The 18997-nt window shown below is 48.5% G+C and carries 21 protein-coding genes; 9 read left to right on the top strand and 12 right to left on the bottom strand.

The features are described from left to right. Positions 1–12: 12 nt before the first annotated feature. Both BZ167_RS04695 and BZ167_RS04690 read left to right on the top strand, forming a co-directional pair. Positions 13–1257, top strand: a complete 1245-nt coding sequence (locus tag BZ167_RS04695; RefSeq protein ID WP_033574466.1) for a beta-ketoacyl synthase N-terminal-like domain-containing protein — start codon at positions 13–15, stop codon at positions 1255–1257. Between the two features lie 229 nt (positions 1258–1486). Further along, a complete protein-coding gene (locus BZ167_RS04690) occupies positions 1487–2875 on the top strand; it encodes a hemolysin family protein (RefSeq protein WP_015417127.1) in 1389 nt (462 codons plus the stop codon). A gap of 13 nt (positions 2876–2888) precedes the next feature. Here BZ167_RS04690 and crcB read toward each other — a convergent pair whose 3' ends face one another. From crcB to BZ167_RS04675, 3 genes are read right to left on the bottom strand one after another with little or no spacing between them, the layout of a single operon-like run. Then, the gene (gene crcB, locus BZ167_RS04685) at positions 2889–3248 is read right to left on the bottom strand and encodes a fluoride efflux transporter CrcB (protein WP_012117180.1); all 360 of its coding nucleotides are present in this window, start codon (positions 3246–3248) and stop codon (positions 2889–2891) included. Next, complete coding sequence (locus BZ167_RS04680; protein WP_029325977.1) at positions 3245–3640, bottom strand: fluoride efflux transporter FluC; 396 nt, start codon at positions 3638–3640, stop codon at positions 3245–3247. The genes crcB and BZ167_RS04680 overlap by 4 nt, the downstream gene beginning before the upstream one ends. A 1-nt stretch (position 3641) precedes the next feature. Beyond that, complete coding sequence (locus tag BZ167_RS04675) at positions 3642–4358, bottom strand: glycerophosphodiester phosphodiesterase (protein WP_033574467.1); 717 nt, start codon at positions 4356–4358, stop codon at positions 3642–3644. Positions 4359–4527: 169 nt separating this feature from the next. Here BZ167_RS04675 and BZ167_RS20095 point away from each other — a divergent pair, with 169 nt between their 5' ends. From BZ167_RS20095 to BZ167_RS04665, 3 genes are all read left to right on the top strand, one after another. Beyond that, positions 4528–4632, top strand: a complete 105-nt coding sequence (locus tag BZ167_RS20095; protein ID WP_003155299.1) for a YhdX family protein — start codon at positions 4528–4530, stop codon at positions 4630–4632. A 163-nt stretch (positions 4633–4795) separates the two neighbouring features. Continuing rightward, on the top strand, positions 4796–5911 hold the full coding sequence (locus BZ167_RS04670; RefSeq protein WP_015417129.1) for a mechanosensitive ion channel family protein: 1116 nt from the start codon (positions 4796–4798) through the stop codon (positions 5909–5911). Positions 5912–5935: 24 nt separating this feature from the next. Beyond that, positions 5936–6706 (top strand): NAD-dependent protein deacylase, encoded by a 771-nt coding sequence (locus BZ167_RS04665; RefSeq protein WP_202631677.1) that lies wholly within the window; start codon positions 5936–5938, stop codon positions 6704–6706. A gap of 33 nt (positions 6707–6739) precedes the next feature. Here BZ167_RS04665 and BZ167_RS04660 read toward each other — a convergent pair whose 3' ends face one another. After that, the gene (locus BZ167_RS04660; protein WP_007409254.1) at positions 6740–7588 is read right to left on the bottom strand and encodes a polysaccharide deacetylase family protein; all 849 of its coding nucleotides are present in this window, start codon (positions 7586–7588) and stop codon (positions 6740–6742) included. Between the two features lie 256 nt (positions 7589–7844). Between BZ167_RS04660 and dat the strand changes: the two genes are divergently transcribed. Then, entirely contained in the window at positions 7845–8696 is an 852-nt protein-coding gene (dat, locus tag BZ167_RS04655; protein WP_014417308.1) for a D-amino-acid transaminase, read from the top strand. Between the two features lie 42 nt (positions 8697–8738). Here the strand turns inward: dat and BZ167_RS04650 are convergent, their stop codons facing one another. Continuing rightward, on the bottom strand, positions 8739–9323 hold the full coding sequence (locus BZ167_RS04650; RefSeq protein WP_015388489.1) for a TetR/AcrR family transcriptional regulator: 585 nt from the start codon (positions 9321–9323) through the stop codon (positions 8739–8741). A 108-nt stretch (positions 9324–9431) separates the two neighbouring features. On the opposite strand from BZ167_RS04650, the gene BZ167_RS04645 reads away from it, so the two are divergent. Further along, the gene (locus tag BZ167_RS04645) at positions 9432–9983 is read left to right on the top strand and encodes a hypothetical protein (protein WP_033574468.1); all 552 of its coding nucleotides are present in this window, start codon (positions 9432–9434) and stop codon (positions 9981–9983) included. Between the two features lie 38 nt (positions 9984–10021). On the opposite strand, the gene BZ167_RS04640 is transcribed toward BZ167_RS04645, so the two are convergent. Then, positions 10022–10522: a universal stress protein gene (locus BZ167_RS04640; protein ID WP_003155289.1), complete on the bottom strand. Its 501-nt coding sequence runs from the start codon at positions 10520–10522 to the stop codon at positions 10022–10024. 421 nt (positions 10523–10943) lie between these two features. On the opposite strand from BZ167_RS04640, the gene BZ167_RS04635 reads away from it, so the two are divergent. Further along, positions 10944–12701, top strand: coding sequence for a multidrug ABC transporter ATP-binding protein BmrC (locus BZ167_RS04635; RefSeq protein WP_071392047.1), 1758 nt, complete (start codon positions 10944–10946; stop codon positions 12699–12701). Next, a complete protein-coding gene (locus BZ167_RS04630; protein WP_033574469.1) occupies positions 12698–14719 on the top strand; it encodes a multidrug resistance ABC transporter ATP-binding protein/permease BmrD in 2022 nt (673 codons plus the stop codon). Before BZ167_RS04635 ends, BZ167_RS04630 begins: the two co-directional genes overlap by 4 nt. Before the next feature lie 40 nt (positions 14720–14759). Here BZ167_RS04630 and BZ167_RS04625 read toward each other — a convergent pair whose 3' ends face one another. The 6 genes from BZ167_RS04625 to BZ167_RS04600 form a co-directional block, all read right to left on the bottom strand. Continuing rightward, the gene (locus BZ167_RS04625; protein ID WP_003155285.1) at positions 14760–15380 is read right to left on the bottom strand and encodes an NAD(P)-dependent oxidoreductase; all 621 of its coding nucleotides are present in this window, start codon (positions 15378–15380) and stop codon (positions 14760–14762) included. Positions 15381–15408: 28 nt separating this feature from the next. Further along, the gene (locus BZ167_RS20450; RefSeq protein WP_003155283.1) at positions 15409–15534 is read right to left on the bottom strand and encodes a hypothetical protein; all 126 of its coding nucleotides are present in this window, start codon (positions 15532–15534) and stop codon (positions 15409–15411) included. 101 nt (positions 15535–15635) lie between these two features. Further along, positions 15636–15842 carry an alpha/beta-type small acid-soluble spore protein gene (locus BZ167_RS04620; RefSeq protein WP_003155280.1) on the bottom strand — a complete coding sequence of 69 codons (207 nt, stop codon included), beginning with the start codon at positions 15840–15842 and terminating at the stop codon, positions 15636–15638. Positions 15843–16066: 224 nt separating this feature from the next. Continuing rightward, a complete protein-coding gene (locus tag BZ167_RS04610; RefSeq protein WP_012117190.1) occupies positions 16067–16282 on the bottom strand; it encodes a YheE family protein in 216 nt (71 codons plus the stop codon). Between the two features lie 82 nt (positions 16283–16364). Continuing rightward, entirely contained in the window at positions 16365–17723 is a 1359-nt protein-coding gene (locus BZ167_RS04605; protein WP_033574470.1) for a YheC/YheD family endospore coat-associated protein, read from the bottom strand. After that, a complete protein-coding gene (locus BZ167_RS04600) occupies positions 17713–18804 on the bottom strand; it encodes a YheC/YheD family endospore coat-associated protein (RefSeq protein ID WP_033574471.1) in 1092 nt (363 codons plus the stop codon). The genes BZ167_RS04605 and BZ167_RS04600 overlap by 11 nt, the downstream gene beginning before the upstream one ends. Positions 18805–18997 lie beyond the last annotated feature (193 nt).

Genomic DNA, 18997 nt, shown 5'->3' with positions numbered 1-18997 from the left:
GAGAACGGACAAATGTCGAGGAGAAATAATGGCACGTCAGACATCAGCATTACAGGAATCGGAGTCTTAACCGCGGTCGGACAAGGCAAGGAGGCGTTTCTCGATGCGCTCATGGAGGGGCGGCACGCCTTTGATGTGATGAAACGGCCCGGCCGGCAGAAAGGCAGTTCGTTTATCGGCGCGGAGCTTAGCGAATTAACGCCGCCTGACGTGCTGTCGAAGCGCTTGTACCGAAGGGCCGCGTTATCAGGAAAGACGGCGCTTATCGCTTTATATGAAGCGTGGCATGACGCTCAATTAGACGGCGCTGATCACAGCCGCACCGGTCTGATCATCGGCGGCTCGAATATGACGCAGCGCGAATTGCTGCAGGCCTTTGAGAAAAACGGTGAAACGCCGCAATTTGTAAATCCGACATACGGGCTTTCTTTTATGGATAGTGATTTGTCGGGGCTTTGTACGGAACAATTCGGGATAAAAGGGCCGGCCTTTACGGTCGGCGGCGCGTCGGCCAGCGGCCAGGCGGCGGTTATTCAGGCTGCTCAAGGAATCAAAGGCGGCCTGTTTGACCGGTGCATCGTGATCGGGGCGCTGGCCGATCTGTCGTACATGGAGTGTCATGCTCTCCGTTCTTTGGGAGCGATGGGCACTGATACATACGCTGAACGGCCTGAAGCCGCCTGCCGCCCGTTTGACCGGCATACGGACGGGTTTATATTCGGAGAGGCGTGCGGGGCGATTGTGCTGGAACGCGCTGAATCTGCCGAACAGAGGGGCGCACGATCGTGGGCCGGCTTAAAGGGCTGGGGGATGGCTTCTGATGCGAACCGCAACCCGAATCCTTCAGCAGAGGGCGAAATGACGGTGATCCGCCAGGCGCTGGAGCGGGCCGGTCTTTCAGCAAAAGAGATCGATTACATCAACCCGCACGGCACCGGTTCGCCGATCGGTGATAAGACTGAATGCCGGGCGCTTTCTGAAAGCGGCCTGTCGCACGCGCGGATTAATGCGACAAAATCGATTACCGGACACGGTCTGAGTGCGGCCGGAACGGTGGAAATCATTGCTGCTCTCTTGCAAATGCGGGAAAACAAACTTCATCCGATCCGAAACTTAACGGAGCCGATTGACGATTCATTTCAGTGGGTGACCGACGGGCCGAGCGCCCATACCGTACACCATGCGTTAAGCTTAAGCATGGGATTCGGGGGGATTAATACGGCGCTTTGTTTAGAAAATCATTTCCGGAGCAGATAACGGCAGCCTTCTTTTTGAAGGCTGTTTTTTATATGATAAAAATCTGAAAATGATGAAAGAATGGAGTTGTGATACAATAAACTATACAAATGACAATCATGCTTTGACTTAGGAGGTGGCAGGATGGGGCCCTCTGTGTAGTCAATCACCCATTTCGTTCCTCTCGCTTAAGAAAAAACGATGAAATCAGGAGGTGACGTCCTTATCCTTTAATTCGGGATAAGGTGAAATGGACGATATTGACAGTTTGATTTTAATCGGTGTGCTCATTGCGTTAACGGCATTTTTCGTGGCGAGTGAATTTGCGATCGTCAGAGTGAGAAGATCCAGAATCGATCAGCTCATTTCAGAAGGGAACAGACGGGCGGTGCTCGCAAAGCGTATCATTACGGATCTTGATGAGTATTTATCCGCGTCGCAGCTTGGCATTACACTCACATCCATCGGGCTCGGCGTACTGGGAGAGCCTGCATTTGAGCGGATGCTTCATCCTGTGTTTCAGGGTATGGGGCTGCCGGATTCTGCTGAGCATGTGATTTCTTTTGCTGCGGCGTACGGGCTGATTACGTTTCTGCATGTCGTCGTCGGTGAGCTTGCGCCTAAAACGGTTGCGATTCAAAAAGCTGAAAAGCTGACGTTATGGATTGCCGGACCGCTTCGGTTATTTTACGTGTTCATGTTCCCGTTTATTTGGGTGCTGAACGGCTCCGCGAGAATTCTGACCGGTTTGGCCGGATTAAAGCCGGCATCTGAGCATGAAGGCTCCCACTCTGAAGAAGAGCTGCGGATCCTGCTGTCAGAAAGTTTAAAAAACGGAGAAATCAATCCGTCTGAATATACATTTGTGAATAAAATTTTTGATTTTGATAATCGGATCGCCAAGGAAATCATGATCCCGAGAAAAGAAATCGCGGCTGTTTCCACTGATATGGACGTGCCGGAAATGCTTGATATGATGCTGAAAGACAAATATACGCGCTGGCCCGTAACGGACGGGGACAAAGACAATGTCATCGGCATGATCAATACGAAGCATCTCTTTTCAGATCTGCTGTTTATGACAGAAGATGAAAAAGCGGAAGTATCCATCACGTCTTACGTCCGCCCGGTGATTGAAGTCATCGAGACGATCCCGATACACGACCTGCTGATAAAAATGCAGAGAGAACGGATTCATTTGGCGATATTGTCTGATGAATACGGCGGAACGTCCGGTCTTGTGACGACCGAAGACATCCTTGAAGAAATCGTCGGCGATATCAGGGACGAATTTGATGAGGACGAACAGCCGCAGATTCAAAAGCTGTCCGAACGCCATTATGTGCTGGACGGAAAGGTTCGGATTGATCAGGTGAATCATCTTCTCGGCGCAGGGATTGAAGAGGAAGTCGACACGATCGGCGGACTTGTGCTGAAACGGAATATTGACATCTGTGCGGGTGAGTCGATACAAATCGGGGGATACACTGCCCTCATATTAGAAATGGACGGCCGGTTTATTAAACAGCTTGAACTCAAAGAAGAACAGGTCCGCCCGGGCGGTCAGGGAACAATAAACCGCCAGCTTCCCGTGCCTGAAACGGTCATGCTTCATAACGCAACCTTGAGCGAAAAATAAGCTCAAGGTTTTTTTAAATGGATATCATAACAAAGCCGCACCAGAACGCCAAAAGGCTTCCGGCTGCTGAAACAGCGATGTAGAGCAGGCTTTCCTTAATGCGGTTGTTCATCATCAGCTGCACGGCTTCAATACTGAACGTGGAAAAGGTCGTAAACGCACCGAAAAAGCCCGTCGCGATGATGATGCCGGCAGAAGGATTATCCAGGCCCAGGCCGGTGAACATGCCGAGGCCGAAGGAGCCGAGCAGGTTGACCGCAGCCATTCCAAGCGGCATCGGAAAACCTTTTGTTCTTTCTGAAATTGTTTTACCCAAAAGAGAACGTAATACCGCTCCGATACCCGCTGCGATAAGCATCAGGACAATCGTCATGGTGTATCATGCCCTCTTCCCGCTGCGTGAAGGGCAATCCGCCGTCCCAAAAAAATGCCGGCGTATGCAAGGGCAAGACCAGCGAATAAAGTCGCGGCAGCATAACAAAAAGCCGCTGCGGGAGACGATTGCAGCAGAAAAATGGTTTCTTTTGCGAAGGTTGACATCGTCGTGAAACCTCCGCAAAAACCGGTTCCTAAAAAGGCGGTCAAAAGAGGGCGTTTAGCCCGAATGATGAAATAACCCGTAATAAGACCGAGTAAAAGGCTTCCCGCCGCGTTTTCGAGGAAAGTGGCCGCCGGGAAAGAACCGCTGTGAATGTGCGCGCTCATTTCAAAGCGGAGCAATGCGCCAAGCGCGCCTCCGATAAAAATTGCGATATATTGTTTCATATCAGCCATCCTTAGAAATAAAATCCGGAAAATCAGTTACAATGCCGTCAACTGCCATCATTTGCAGTTTTTCGGCCGTCTTTTGATTTCTGACCGTCCAGGCAAATACTTTCAGGCCGTGTCTGTGAGCGGTGGAAATCAAGAACCGATTCAGGCGGGTATATTTAATATTGACATAATTTACGGCTGATTTGTAGGCGGCCAGCTGGCTTTTGGAAAACACCCCGAAGCTGGGTCTTGCAATTATTGCAGTCGGAACGGACGGATACATGTCGTGAAAGGTCTGAATTGACTTGAGGCTGAATGATTGAACGATAGGGCGGATGGAAAAGGAAAACCTGCTTAACAGCTGGCCGACTGCTTTTTCAAGACCGACTTGAGAAACGTGCCCTTTCAGTTCAATTAAAAAACCGATTTCAGAATGATAACGCTTCAAGACCTCTTCGAGCAGGGGAATCCGCTCCCCTTTAAACTCAGCCCCATACCAGCTGCCGGCGTCCAGAGACTGCAGCTTCTTCAGCGTAAAATCTTTTACAAAACCGGAGCCGTCCGTCGTCCGGTCGACTTTGTCATCATGGATGACGACAATCTGGCCGTCTTTTGTGAGCTGGACGTCAAGCTCAATGAAATCAGCGTTCATTTCGGCAGCGATATCAAATGCCGCAAATGTATTTTCGGGCGCGTAACCGGATGCGCCGCGATGAGCGATGGTATACAAGCTTGTCAGCTCCCCTCATGGGCATTTCTGTTATTATATCAGATTCGTATATGCACAGCGATTCAAACTGGTGAATGTGCGAAACAGTATTTTTTTGGAATAAAGATAGTGCTTTTTTCGGTTTACAATCCGCAGTGATGATTTATAATGGCAAAAAGGAGGCGAGATCATGGGAAAAGGGAGATTGAAAGTGGAAGAAAGAATTAAGGCCGAAACCGATGCTGAAATCCAAAAAGCGACTCTCCTGAAACAGACACAATCAAAGAAGAAATAGTGCCTGACCCTGTTGTATCTGGCTGAAAGATGAACGAATGTGTGAAAAACCCCGGCTGTGCTCTGATGCCGGGGTTTTTCAGGCTGCCTAAAGACATTAAAAGAAGCTGATGTCCGAATGTTTTAGTATAATAGATTTTCGACAAGACAAAGGAGCATATGCCATGATGACACAATTTCAGAGCTTTTTTACGCTTGACCATATTTTGCAGATCAGTATCAGCATCGGAATTTTAGCGGCTTTTCTCGTTTTGAGAAAACTGTTTGCCAAATACTTTTTTCAGCTCATTTACAAATTGGCAAACAAGCCGAAAACCGACATATTCAAACAGATTGCCGTAGCGTTTGACAAGCCGGCCAGGTGGTTTTTCGTGGCGCTGGGTCTGTTTTTGGCGATTGAGTATTCGCCGTTTTTAGACGGGCAGATGGACATTGTCAAAAAATTGTACCGCTCTCTGATCGTTGCGCTGATCGCCTGGGGGCTTTGCAATCTGACATCGGCGTCTTCGTTTTTATTTCATAAAGTCAATCAGCGCTTTGAGCTTGATATGGATGACATTTTGGCGCCGTTTTTATCCAAGGTGCTGCGCTTTGTCATTCTCGCGCTCAGCGTCAGTGTGATCGCGCAGGAATTCAATTATGATGTAAACGGGTTCGTGGCCGGACTCGGACTTGGCGGATTGGCCTTCGCGCTTGCGGCTAAAGATACGATCAGCAATTTTTTCGGCGGCATTATCATCATTACGGAAAAGCCGTTTACGATCGGCGACTGGGTCGAGACGTCATCTGTGACGGGGGGCGTTGAAGATATCACATTCCGAAGCACAAGGTTCCGCACGGCGCAGGGGGCGCTTGTTACCGTACCCAATTCAACGCTGTCCATGGAAGCCATCACAAACTGGACGAGGATGACGAAGCGCCAGGTCACGTTTTCCGTTCGTGTTTCTTATGCGACGCCGATTGATCGTTTAGAGCGGTGCATCACAAGGCTCAGAGAAATGCTTCGTGAACATGAAGGCGTGCATGATGATACGATTATGGTTAACTTTGACGTGTTTGCGGACAGCTATTATAATCTGTTTTTCAACTTTTACACAAAGACCATCGTCTGGGCGGAAAGCTTGGACGTGCGGCAGGATATCAACCGCCGGATTATTGATATTTTTGCTGAGGAAGGCGTGGAATTCGCCTATCCGGGCCAGAATGTATTCGTAAAACAGAAAAGCCACGATGATCCGGTTCATGTGAAGGATCATTCCGGAGAAAAAGAACGGGCATAACAGGCGCCGTTCTTTTTTCATGATATGATAAAAAGAAAAGGCGGTGGAAGAGTGGAAGCGTTTATAACATTGATCAATCAGGCGGAACGTATCGTGGTGCTGACGGGAGCGGGAATGAGCACGGAATCCGGCATTCCCGATTTTCGTTCGGCGGGCGGTATATGGACCGAAGACACCTCCAGAATGGAAGCGATGAGCAGGGAATCCTTTGAACGCCGTCCGCGTGAATTCTGGCCTAAATTCAAACAGCTCTTTCAGATGAAAATGAGCGGAAGCTATGAGCCGAATGCCGGCCATACGTATTTGGCGGATCTTGAAAGGCGGGGAAAGCAGGTAGACATTTTCACGCAGAATATTGACGGGCTGCATAAGAAAGCGGGAAGCAGCAGTGTCTATGAGCTTCACGGTTCAATTCAGACCGCCGCATGCCCCCGCTGCGGAGCGCGCTACGGGCTTTCTCATCTGCTGAAGGACGAAGTGCCGGAATGTACGGCGGAAATCGGTGATCATGCGGTATGCGGCACCGTATTAAAAACGGATGTCGTGCTGTTCGGCGATCTCGTTCAGCATTTTGAAACCCTTTATGAAAAGCTTGATAAAGCTGATCTTCTTCTTGTGATCGGCACTTCGCTTGAAGTGGCGCCGGCAAGGTTTGTCCCTGAGGATGCGGGACGGATTCCCGGTTTGAAGCAGGTGATCATTAACCTTGAGCCGACATATTGCGACCATTTATTTGATCTTGTCATCCATGAGAAGATCGGTGAATTTGCAAAACGGATCAGCGCCGCGACATAAAAAAAGCCGGATCATATACAGATCCGGCTTTTCTTATTCATGGACGGGAATCATTTGATCCGTCAGAACATCAAAGGAGTAGCCCTGGGCTTTCAGTTTTTGGATCAGGCTCGGCAAAGCGTGCACCGTCGCAGGCAGATCGTGCATTAAAATGACATGCGGCCTGCTCGTATGAACGCTTTCCAAATATGCGAGCTGATTCAATACTTCCGGCACGTACCGTGCGTTTTTGTACTTCCAGTCTTCACTGTCTATCGTCCAGTCCCAGTACACGAATCCGCCTTTTTCGAGATTCTTAATCTGGGCATCCGTCAATGACGGTTTACTGCCGTAAGGCGTGCGGACAAGATCCGTTTTTACTCCGGTGATTGCCTCGAGTGTATCGCGTCCCTGCTGCATTTCGTTCAGCGGAGATGTCGGTGTTTGATAAAACAGGTGATTATCGTGCGTCACGCCGTGCAGGCCGAGCGCGATTCCTTCCTGCTTCGCTCTTTGCACGGAATGCTTATAGGCCTTCATCCGCGGTTCAAGCATAAAAAAAGTGGCCTTTGCGCCATTTGCCTTCAATACATTCAACAGCTGTTCAGTATATGGAGACGGCCCGTCGTCGAAGGTTAAATATACCGTTTTTTTCCCTGGGTCACGCTCTCTCTGCAAATGTTTCATTAAGACGTCGGGAGAATCATTTTTCAGCCGCAGGCTTTCTGCTTCATCCCGAAGCTGCCCGTTTGCGGTCACGGTGACCTGTTTGTTTTTTGCGGCGGAAGCGGAATATCCCATTATGACGATTACCAGAAGCAGTCCGCACAAAACTGCTAAACTCGTAAGTTTAAAAGCCAATGAAAACAGAGAAGGGGAAGCACCTTCTTTTGTGTTGCGCATAACAATCTCTCCAGTAGCATAAGTTTCTGCATAATGCCGATAACAGCGGAGGCTTGCGAAGTGCCATAAGTTAACAGCATATGTATGTCGAATCAAGTATACAGGAACAAAACTGGAAAAGACATAGAAAAGATGTCGAATAATAAGATTTTAAGAAAAAAATAAACTCCGCAGCCTGCTCGTTCAGTATGATAGAATAGTTGACAATAACAGCTGAGAATGCACATCACGGCAGATAACGATGAGGAGGGTTTACATGAAGACATTAGTAAACGGCCAGTTGATTGATCGTGAAGAAGCGGCAGTTGATATTGAGGATCGCGGATATCAATTCGGTGACGGTGTGTATGAGGTCATCAGAGTGTATAACGGTGCCTTATTCGGTCTGCGTGAGCATATTGTCCGTCTTTTCAGAAGCGCCGCAGAAATCGGCATCACCCTGCCGTTCTCCGCAGAGGACATAGAATGGGATCTGCAAAAGCTCGTACAGGAAAACAAACTCATTGACGGCGGGGTCTATATACAGACGACGAGAGGGAAGGCGCCGCGGAAGCACCAGTATGACGAAGGATTGGAACCGCAGACGACGGCATACACCTTTTCAGTGAAAAAACCGGAAAATGAACAAAAAGCCGGAGCGCAGGCCATAACGGCGGAGGACAAACGCTGGCTGAGGTGTGACATTAAGAGTCTGAATTTACTGTATAATGTGATGATTAAACAAAAAGCCTATGAAGCAGGCGCTTATGAAGCGGTGCTGATAAGGGACGGAGCGGTCACGGAAGGAACCTCTTCCAATGTATACGCCGTCATAAACGGCACTGTCCGGACGCATCCTGCAAATGAGCTGATTTTAAACGGCATTACGCGGATGAAACTGTTAGAGCTGATGAAAGAAAACGGGATTGAGGTGCGGGAGAAGGCTCTTACCGAAGACGAACTCAGGGATGCGGATGAAATTTTCATCTCGTCAACGACGGCTGAATTAATCCCGATCGTAACCCTTGACGGAAAACCGGTCGGAAGCGGAGCGCCGGGACCTGTAGCCAAAACGATTCAGGAGGCATTTCAGTCGCACATTCAGCAGGAGCTCGGCGTTCAGTCATAAGCTGAAAAAAAGGCCGGAACACATCCGGCCTTTTTGCTTCAGTCAGATAAAAAGAGATTCGATATGCTGAACGAGCACACGGGAGATCTTCTCTTTTGAAAGACGATCAGGTTCAAGCATGGCATGCAGCGCCAACCCGTCGGCGATAGCGTACATTTTCTCCGCTTCGGTTTCTTTATCAAGATTCGGTTTCAGAAGCTTATTTTCATCCAGCCAGTCAATCAGGCCGCGGATATATGCCAAGATCCCGTCCTGCTGGGGTTGAAACTCTTCTCCCTTATGTCTGGCATAAGCTGTGAAAGCGAACCATACCTCCATTTCAGCCATCGTTTCTTCGTCTGTCGGGATAATTTCAAGCATCAGACGCACCGCTTTTTCTTTCGGCGGCAGATCTTTCATGGCAACTTCGTTAATTCTGGCGGCCGCTTTTTCTTTTACGAGTGTCATCGCATACCCTAAAAGCTCATCCTGGGTGGTGAAATAGTGCCTCAGCGCGCCTAAAGAAAGACCCGCTTCTTGGGCGATGTTTCTCACTGTCGCTCCTTCCATTCCCCGCTCCAAAATCGTCCGCCAAGTGGCTTCGGCTATTTGTTTTCTTCTTTTTTCATGATCGATTATTTTAGGCATGGTTCCAGTGTAACAGGAAATATTTTTTCTTGCAATTTTGTAATACAGTTGTATTAAATAAAAAGCAGTGATACAATGCATTTTAGAAAACGATAAGGGGGAACCGGATTGAACGCGATTGCTTGGTTGATTGTCATTTGTGAGGCTGCTTTTTGGGCGGCTGTCATCTTCGGATTGGCGGCGCGCTATATATTCAGGCGGCAAAAGCTCGGAATGTTTTTTTTCGCTCTCATTCCTATATTGGATGCCGTACTGTTTCTGGCGGCCGCAGCTGATTTATACAGAGGGGCGGCGGCGACTATGGCGCATGCAGTGGCGGCCGTTTATATCGGAGTGTCTGTCGCCTTCGGAAAAAGCATGATTCAATGGGCGGATGAGCGGTTCCGCTATTATGTGGTAAAGGAAGGGGCAAAACCGGTCAAGCGGTACGGACTGGATTATGCCAAACATTATGCAAAAGGATGGGGAAGACATGTTTTAGCATTTGTCATCGGCGGCGTTCTTTTAGCCGGAACGGTATTTCTCATTCAGGACGCTTCCCGCACCGAAGCGCTCAGCGGACTGTTAAAGGGCTGGTCTGTCGTATTGTGCATCGATTTTTTGATCATGGCGAGTTTTTTTGTGATGCCGAAAAAAAGAAAAAACAGACGGGAGCTGTAAAAAAAGCAGCTTTTGATTAAGCTGCTTTACAGAAAGAATTATTTTACGATCAGCACGGGAATATCGGATTTCGATGACAGTTTTTCACTGACGCTTCCGAATAAAAGTTTTTTCAGCCTGTTCTGGTCCCGGCTCCCCATGACGATCAAATCCGCCGATATACGGTCGGCATGCTCGATAATGGCATCAGCGGGATCACCTTCTAAAATGTCGATATCCCCGTCAATCTGGCTGTCGTTCATCAGCATTCTCGCTTCCGCAACGATTTCTTCCGTACGGTCTTCATAAATCATCGGATCAGGGGAGATTCTTTCCGCCTGGAGCGGGTCAGGAACGCTTGCAATCCCGCCGCCGATATACGTTGCCCCGGCTCCCGGCCTCGGGGGATCAACAATCGTCTGGGTATCTTTTGCATTGTGGGAATGTACGACCGTTAAATCCGCGTGAAACGTTTTTGAAAGGTCTATGGCTTTTTGGAGCGCTTTTTTACTATCATCACTTCCGTCAAAAGCTGCTATCAACCGGTCTGCGTGAAACATCAGCCTCATCCTTTCAGTAAAAAAGGTTTGTTTTACAATACCCGTGCAGCAGAAATGTAAAACCTGCATTGACAAAAAAAGGATTTGTTTATATGATGAAGGAACAATATAGGGAAAAAGGAGGTATGGATCATGTCAAAACTAAAGCTTGTCAACTCATCTTCAGCTGAATACCGGCGTGACTCCCATACAGCTTCCGTTTTCTGAACATTTGCTTAAAAACGGGGCAGTCGCGCATAAACGGCGGGTCTGTACCTTATTTATAATAATAAGAGGCATGGAGCTGAGGCTTCATGTCTTTTTTTATACAAAAAAATGAAAGAAAGACAGGTGTGATGCATGTGGCGGCATTAGCGAAAACAATGAAAAACAATCCGGAAAAGCTTGAGGGCGGCTGATTGATGAAAGGGGATGACGGTATTTGTTTACTGTATTAAAAAAGCTCGCGTGGTTTTTTAAAGCCTATTGGCTGCGCTATACGACAGCGATTGTTCTGTTATTGATTGTGAATGTCATTGAGATGTTTCCGCCTAAACTTCTCGGTAACGCGATAGACGATATGAAGGCGGGCGTGTTTACGAAAAGCGGGATGCTGTTTTACATATGTGTTTTTCTCGCATTAACGGCAGCCGTCTATTTACTGTCTTATTTTTGGATGTATCAGCTTTTCGGCGGGGCGAATGTCATGGAGAAGATTCTCCGGTCAAAACTGATGGGGAGGCTTCTTCAAATGTCACCGCCGTTTTACGAGAAATACAGAACGGGCGATTTAATGGCGCGGGGGACAAATGACCTGCAGGCCGTCAGTATGACGACGGGCTTCGGGGTCTTAACGCTCGTTGATTCGACGATGTATATGCTGACGATATTTTTGACAATGGGGCTTCTCATCAGCTGGAAGCTGACATTTGCTGCGATTATTCCGCTGCCGATAATGGCGGCTGCGGTCAGCCTGTACGGAAAAAAGATCCATGAGCGGTTTACGGAAGCGCAGGATGCTTTCGGATCATTAAATGACAAGGTGCTGGAGTCGGTATCCGGCGTCCGGGTCATCCGGGCTTTCGTACAGGAAAAAAATGATGTCAGCCGGTTCGGTGATATGACGGCGGATGTATATGAGAAAAATATGAAGGTGGCGTTTATCGATTCACTTTTTGAACCGACTGTGAAACTTCTCGTCGGCCTCAGCTATCTCATCGGTCTCGGCTACGGCGCTTATCTCGTTTTTCAAAACCGGCTGACGCTGGGAGAGCTGGTATCGTTTAACGTGTACCTCGGAATGATGATCTGGCCGATGTTTGCGATCGGAGAATTAATCAATATCATGCAGCGCGGAAATGCCTCCTTGGATCGTGTCAATGAGACGCTTTCCTATGAGCCTGACGTGATCGGGCCCAAGCGCCCCGCCGGCATCAAGGAGCCCGGGCGTCTTGTTTTTGAACAAGTGACTTTCACGTATCCGAGCGGAGCGGGACCGGCGGTTTCTGATGTATCTTTTTCCGTAGAAAAAGGGCAGACACTCGGCATTGTCGGGAAGACGGGAAGCGGAAAGACGACGATCATTAAGCAGCTGTTGCGTGAATATCCGCCCGGGGCGGGAGCAATCACGTTTACAGGCGTTCCGATTCAGGAGATCCCGCTTGAGGAGCTCCGCGGGTGGATCGGCTATGTGCCGCAGGATCATATTTTATTTTCTAAGACTGTAAAGGAGAATCTGCTTTACGGACGGCAGGATGCAAACGAAGAGGAAATCGGCGGCGCGCTGAAAGATGCGCATTTTGAAAACGATATCGGCATGCTTTCCGACGGGCTTGAGACGCTTGTCGGCGAGAAGGGCGTGGCGCTCTCGGGCGGACAAAAGCAGCGCATTTCAATTGCGAGAGCGCTTTTGACCGATCCTGACATTCTCATATTAGATGATTCGCTTTCTGCCGTAGACGCGAAAACGGAAGCCGCCATCATTGACAGCATCCGTAAAAAACGGCGGCATAAAACAACGATTATTACCACCCACCGGCTCTCGGCAGTTGAACACGCAGATCTCATTCTCGTCATGGATGAAGGCCGGGTGTCTGAAAGAGGCACGCACCGGGAGCTATTGGAGCAGAACGGCTGGTATCGAAAACAATATGAGAGGCAGCAGCTGTTCTCTCTTGAAGAAGGGGGGACGGGCGCATGAAGACCGGGAGAAGATTATGGAATTACGCGCTTCAATATAAGAAGCTGCTGATATGGGCGGTCGTCCTGCTCATTATTGCGGTCGGCACTGAGCTGACCGGCCCGTTTATCGGAAAAAAAATGATTGACGACCACATTCTCGGCATTGAAAAAACATGGGTTAAAGCCTCTGCGGACGATCCGGGCGCCGTCAGGTTCCGGGGGCATGATTATGTCAGGGAGGACCGGCTCAAACCGGGGGCGGATAAAACCGGAGAGGCGCACATTTATCAAGTCGGTGCGGGCTACTATTTTGTTGACCGTCCCGTCAGTTTTGACGGAAACCGTTCGGTGGCTGACGGCCGGCTGACAATATCAAACGGTAAAGAAAGCAGGTCATATCCCGCCATTACGTTATCAAGACAGGAGATTTTTGAATTTTACCGTCCGGAAATAAAAGGATTGCTGACGTTGACCGCCATTTACGCCGGACTGCTCATGTTTTCCGTATGTTTTCATTACGGTCAGCATTATCTGCTGCAGATGGGAGCGAACCGGATCATACAGCGCATGAGGCAGGATGTATTTTCACACATTCAGAAAATGCCGATCCGCTACTTTGATAATCTGCCTGCAGGAAAAGTCGTGGCTCGTATTACGAATGACACAGAAGCGGTCAGGGATTTATATGTAACGGTGCTGTCGACATTTATCACAAGCGGCGTTTATATGCTCGGTATCTTTACGGCGCTGTTTATGCTTGATGTCAGGCTGGCCGCCGTTTGTCTTCTGATTATTCCGATTTTAATGATCTGGTCGGTTGTGTACCGCAAATACGCATCCGTCTTCAACCAAAAAATCCGTTCCATTAACAGTGACATCAATGCGAAAATGAACGAGTCCATTCAAGGAATGCCGATTATTCAGGCGTTCCGCCGCGAGAAGGAAACGATGAAGGAATTTGAAGAATTGAATGAAGCTCATTTCCGATACAAAAACAAAATGCTGTCCTTAAATTCCCTCATGTCCCACAGTCTTGTCAATGTGTTGCGCAATCTGGCGTTTGTCGGGCTGATCTGGTATTTCGGAGGCGCGAGTCTGAGTGCGGCCGGAATTGTTTCGATCGGTGTTTTATATGCATTTGTTGATTATTTAAACCGTTTGTTCCAGCCGGTTACGGGGATTGTCAACCAATTTTCGAAGCTTGAATTGGCCCGTGTCTCTGCCGCCAGAGTATTCGAGCTTTTACAGGAGGAGGAAACGGAAGAAGAAGGCGCTCCCGCAGACAGAAAGGCGGAAGGGACAGTGGAATTCCGCGATGTTTCTTTTGGATATCGAAAGGGAGAAGAGGTGCTGAAACACATCAGCTTTACAGCTGAAAAAGGGGAGACGGTCGCCCTCGTCGGCCATACGGGGTCCGGCAAAAGCTCCATCCTGAATCTTCTGTTCCGTTTTTATGATGCCCAAAAAGGGGATATCCTGCTGGACGGAAAAAGCATATACGGCATGTCAAGACAGGAGCTGAGATCCCATATGGGGATCGTGCTTCAAGATCCGTATCTTTTCTCTGGAACGATCGGCTCCAATGTGACCCTCGATGATCAGCGTATTTCTTTGGAGCAGGCGGAAGAAGCGCTTCGCCAAGTCGGCGCCGCAAGTCTTCTGCAATCTTTGCCGAAGGGCATCAGAGAGCCCGTCACTGAAAAAGGCGGCACACTATCCTCAGGCCAGCGTCAGCTGATTTCTTTTGCAAGAGCGCTTGTGTTCGATCCGGCCATTTTAATTTTGGATGAGGCGACGGCGCACATTGACACCGAAACAGAAGCAGTCATTCAAAAAGCGCTGCAAGTCGTTCAAGAAGGGCGCACGACATTTATTATCGCCCATCGGCTTTCCACGATCAGACACGCAGACCAGATTCTCGTGCTGGAAAAGGGCCGCATCATTGAAAAGGGAAGCCATGACGAATTAATGGCGCAAAAGGGGCAGTACCATCAAATGTATGAATTACAGAAAGGAACGGCGAAATCCGCGGTGTAATCGGAAAGGGTGAATCAAAAAGATTCGCCCTTTTTTTCATTCAGTAAGCCAGTCCTACCCGTTTTCTGACAAACTGCGGGCTGATCAGCTCGCGGTACAGAAAATGCGCCGTGTCTCCGACTGTGATTTCGGCGCCGTCTTCAGGAAGGCGATCCTGTTCGAACCGGTAAACTCCGGCAGCGTCTCCGTCAGGAAGGTAGGTAGGGCAGATGATCGTCCAGTCAAGATCCTCTGCCAGCAGCATCTCGTATACGCGGGCGTGTTCCTTTGCGGCTCTTGTTGATTTTCGTTTTGATTCTGCCGATTCAAAACGGTATTGATCAGGCATAAGCCGTGATTGAAGGATACCCGCGGTGCCGATCGTAATCAGACGCTGAACATGATGCCGTTTCATGCCGTCTATTATATGAGTCATAGCGGCTGAAAGGGTATCGTCACCGTCCGTGCCGAGACAGCTCACGACTGTGTCCGCTTTGGAAATCAATCGGCTTACATCTTCCCGCCGCCTCGCATTCCCTGTTATGATCTGTTTTTCAGGAATGGGAAGGACTGTTCCGGCTGATCTGACAAGAGCGAATATCTCCATGTGTCCATGTTTCTGCGCTTCTTTTATAAAAGCCTGTCCGACTCTTCCCGTTGCTCCGAGTAAAGCGATGTTCATGTAAAAAACCTCCTCGCCGCTCATTATATCATTCAAAGCAGCGGGGAAAAGAATGCCTGTGAATAAACGGGAAATGGTGGGCAACATATTCATTGACCAAAGAAACACTTACGAACTGAAACAGCTCCCAATTGACTGAGGCAATGAATGACATGTTTTCCCTCCTTTTTTCCTAGGGTATGTGAAATAGGAAAAAAGGGTGACGGCATAAAAGAAGACGCGGTATCCCGCGCCTTCTGTAAGCCATTTATTGAGTTATTGTACGCCTTGGCCGCCCATGTTCTGCTGTGCGAAAGATACTAAACGTTTCGTGATTTCTCCTCCGACAGAACCGTTTGCACGAGAAGTTGTTTCTCCGCCAAGGTTTACGCCGAACTCAGAAGCAATTTCGTATTTCATTTGGTCGATTGCTTGAGCAGCGCCGGGTACTAATAGTTGGTTTGAAGAGTTGTTGTTTGCCATTTGTATGATCTCCTTTATTAAGTAGTATGGTTGGGTTTGCTGGATTTGCACCAGCCGATGATTTTCGGAATGAAAACCATTGCCAGCTCGGCTTCACCCAATGCTGTTTGCCGCTTTGTACTACGTATTATGGTGAATCAAACGGCATCTCATTCGGAAAACCGGGTGGTAAATAGCGGAAGGAAAAAGAAAAGCCCAGCCTGATGCGGCTGAGCTTTTAGCTTTCAGTCATATATGTGATAAAGCATTAATTCATGCAGCTCTTTTACGAGAGCCGGCTCTTCTTTTCCCGGATGTGTGTGTCCCCATTCAATGTCACCGGACTTATGGTAAATCCCTTCGTAATGCGTACCCTGCCAGTAAAATGAAATTCGCCATCCGGGCAGTTTCTCTTTTTTGAATAACGGTTTCCAGCTGAAGTGCGAAATCATGACGTTCACGCTCCTTGTGGGAAATGTTGATCTTGTTCATTGTAGCTCATCATTCTGTGCCTGTCCCGGGTAAACCAAAAAAAAGACAGCCTCACCGCCAAAGTTTTTCCGGGGCGGTGATGGACCGTTCTGATAAATAGGACGCGTATTCAAAATTTCTCCGTTTTGTCAGGTAATCGACCGATCTCAGCTTCGGATGGGAAAAAATGCTGCGCCCGGGGCGGGAATTGGCTTCAAACATCCAAACTTTCCCTGAATGATCGACGCCGAGGTCAAAACCGATTTCGCCGATAAAACCTTCAATGTGCTCATTTAACACGCGGCTGACCGCCAAGGCGGCTTTTGAAAGTTTCCGCATCATGCCGACTCTCTCTCGCGGATCGCCGTATAATTCAGCTAACGTCCTGACTTCTCCGCCGGTTGCCAGATGCGTCGTGATGCTGTTTTCACCGGAAATTTTTGCCGCGATGGCCGTCACTGTCCATTTTCCCTCGGCGTTTTTATTCGTGTGCACCCTGAAATCGACGGGGCGTCCATCCAGCCGGATCAGGTCAATGCCTTGCTGAATTAAAAATGCGGACGGGTCATTGTTTTCTTTAAATGATTTCATGAAGGATGCCGCATCTGAATACTCTGCCGTCACCACCGTTTTTTCCTCATTCGTGTGTTTGACAGATAAGCCGGCATCTATTTTTTCCACCTTGTAAATCCCCGTTCCGAGTGCGCCGTCTGCAGGTTTGATATAGACGGTGTCAAATGTGTTGCATAACGTCTCTAACGCTTCTGCATTCGGGTGCAGGACAGATTTTGGCAGAAGTGAAGCGGTGAGGCTGTTTTTTTCCAGAAGCTTATGAATGTCCCATTTATTAAAGAATTGCGGATTAAACCACGGAATCTGATAGTCATTCATCAGCCTCTGTTTTGTCTGCTGTAAAAGCGGAACTCCTTCCGTTTTTCGGCTCGGGAGCCTGTCATATACGACATTCGGAAGCGGGACGGCCGTCCGTTTCCAGCTGTTTTCTTTATAAATCAGCGCTTGGACGGTGCCTTCTTCCCAGTTGATCTGATGAGCCCCGAAAACGAAACAATATCCGTTTGCCTGTTCATGAAGTGAGAGCATCTTGGAAAAGAAGGCTGTACGGTCTCTTAACGGGCGGGACGGCGATGATGTGAACCCGGCTGTGAAAACGCCGATCAGCGGTCCGATGTGCACCGTCTGGCCGTGTATGAGAAAGTCAGCCCGGCTTTTATACGGTATCAACAGCTCCTCAAACAAATCTTCAGAAAGGAGCGCGCTTTTTTCAAGTGATTGAGAAAAGGCTACACGGCATTTAACAACCTTGGTCCCGAAGGCAGCGGATAAAAGCCCTTCCCGTTTCATGGAGGAGGGGAGAAACAGCGTATTTTTGCTTTTTTTATCGATGCCGACAATCATCCCTTTATGATTCACGCGGTAATACTCCTTTCCTGCTTTCCTGTGACTGAAGTTCGCGGAAGCGTCTCAGCGGACCCGTATACAAATCTTCTTTCGCCTCCGGAGCCACGCTTAAAATAGCTTTCCGTCCCGGCTTTGAATTGACATCCAAAAGCCAGATGCGTCCGTCTTTGGCATAACAAATATCGAGCCCCAGCTCAAACAGCGGTCCGAACCGTTCATCAAGGAAATAAGGGACGGATTGGGTGATCGAAAAGACATCATCCAATAAAACGGCCTGCTGCTTTCTCGGAATTTCCTCAAACCATGTGTCAAACTTAATCGGTTCTGATCCTCCGGGCAAATGAGATAAAAGACCGTTCTGATAACCCCTTCTGACCGCTTTTCCGACCGTTTCCCAAACGCCTGACTCCGTTTTGCGCATAAAAATGCGGATGTCGCACGGATGCCGTTCTTTATCCTGGATATTTAAGTAGGATTGAAGCAAATAGCGGTGCTGCAGCACTTTTTTGCACCAAGACTTAAAAGACACGTGATTGGAAAATGATTTTGTTTGTTTGTTTTTTCCGATATAGTAAGTGGCCGTAATTGATTTTTTGCCTGTTTCAAGCAGGATGATGCCTCTGCCTCCCGCGCCGAAAGCGGGCTTAAGTATACATGCTTTTTCCTTGGCTAAGTATGATTGCACCTGTTCATAGCGGCTGACTTCGGCCGTTTCAGGAATATAGGGACTGATCAGGTGATGCTTTTGGAGCGCATCCGTGACCGTCCATTTATCAGGAAGCCCCCGCCCGATAAATTCCGTTTTCGGATATTTTTTCAGCCATTCGACGATCGGTTTGGCTTTTTGCGCTTCAGCGGATTTTCCGTAAAAACAGCGGTCGTAAATATATTCGGGAATATCGATTTCCGTTTCGTTCCACTTTCTGCTTTGCGGGTGATAGACGAGCGCTTTCACGCGCAAAGAATCCGGAAATATATCAAACGGTGTAAAGCGGGCTAAGCGCACATTATATTGAGGCGCTCTTTCAGCCAATTCCCCGGCGTAATCTTCTTCGTGCCGGCGGGATACAGACATAAAACCGAGTGTTGTCATATTATTACTCCCCCTTTATTCAAAAAGCCGCTGATGGAACGGCCCTTCCATCCAATAAATATGCTAAGCGCATCATAAAAGATGATCTACTGTAAAGAGTACGAAACAGCATCTTGCCTTATTCCTCACAAACAACAATTCAGGTTCTTCATTTGCCCGCATGCCCGCCAGCCTCTATAATACGAATAGATAT

The organism is Bacillus sp. 275, assembly GCF_001999205.1.
Taxonomy (GTDB): Bacteria; Bacillota; Bacilli; order Bacillales; family Bacillaceae; genus Bacillus; species Bacillus velezensis.
The sequence above is the reverse complement of the archived record's forward strand: the minus strand, read 5'-3'. Positions and strand labels throughout refer to the sequence as shown.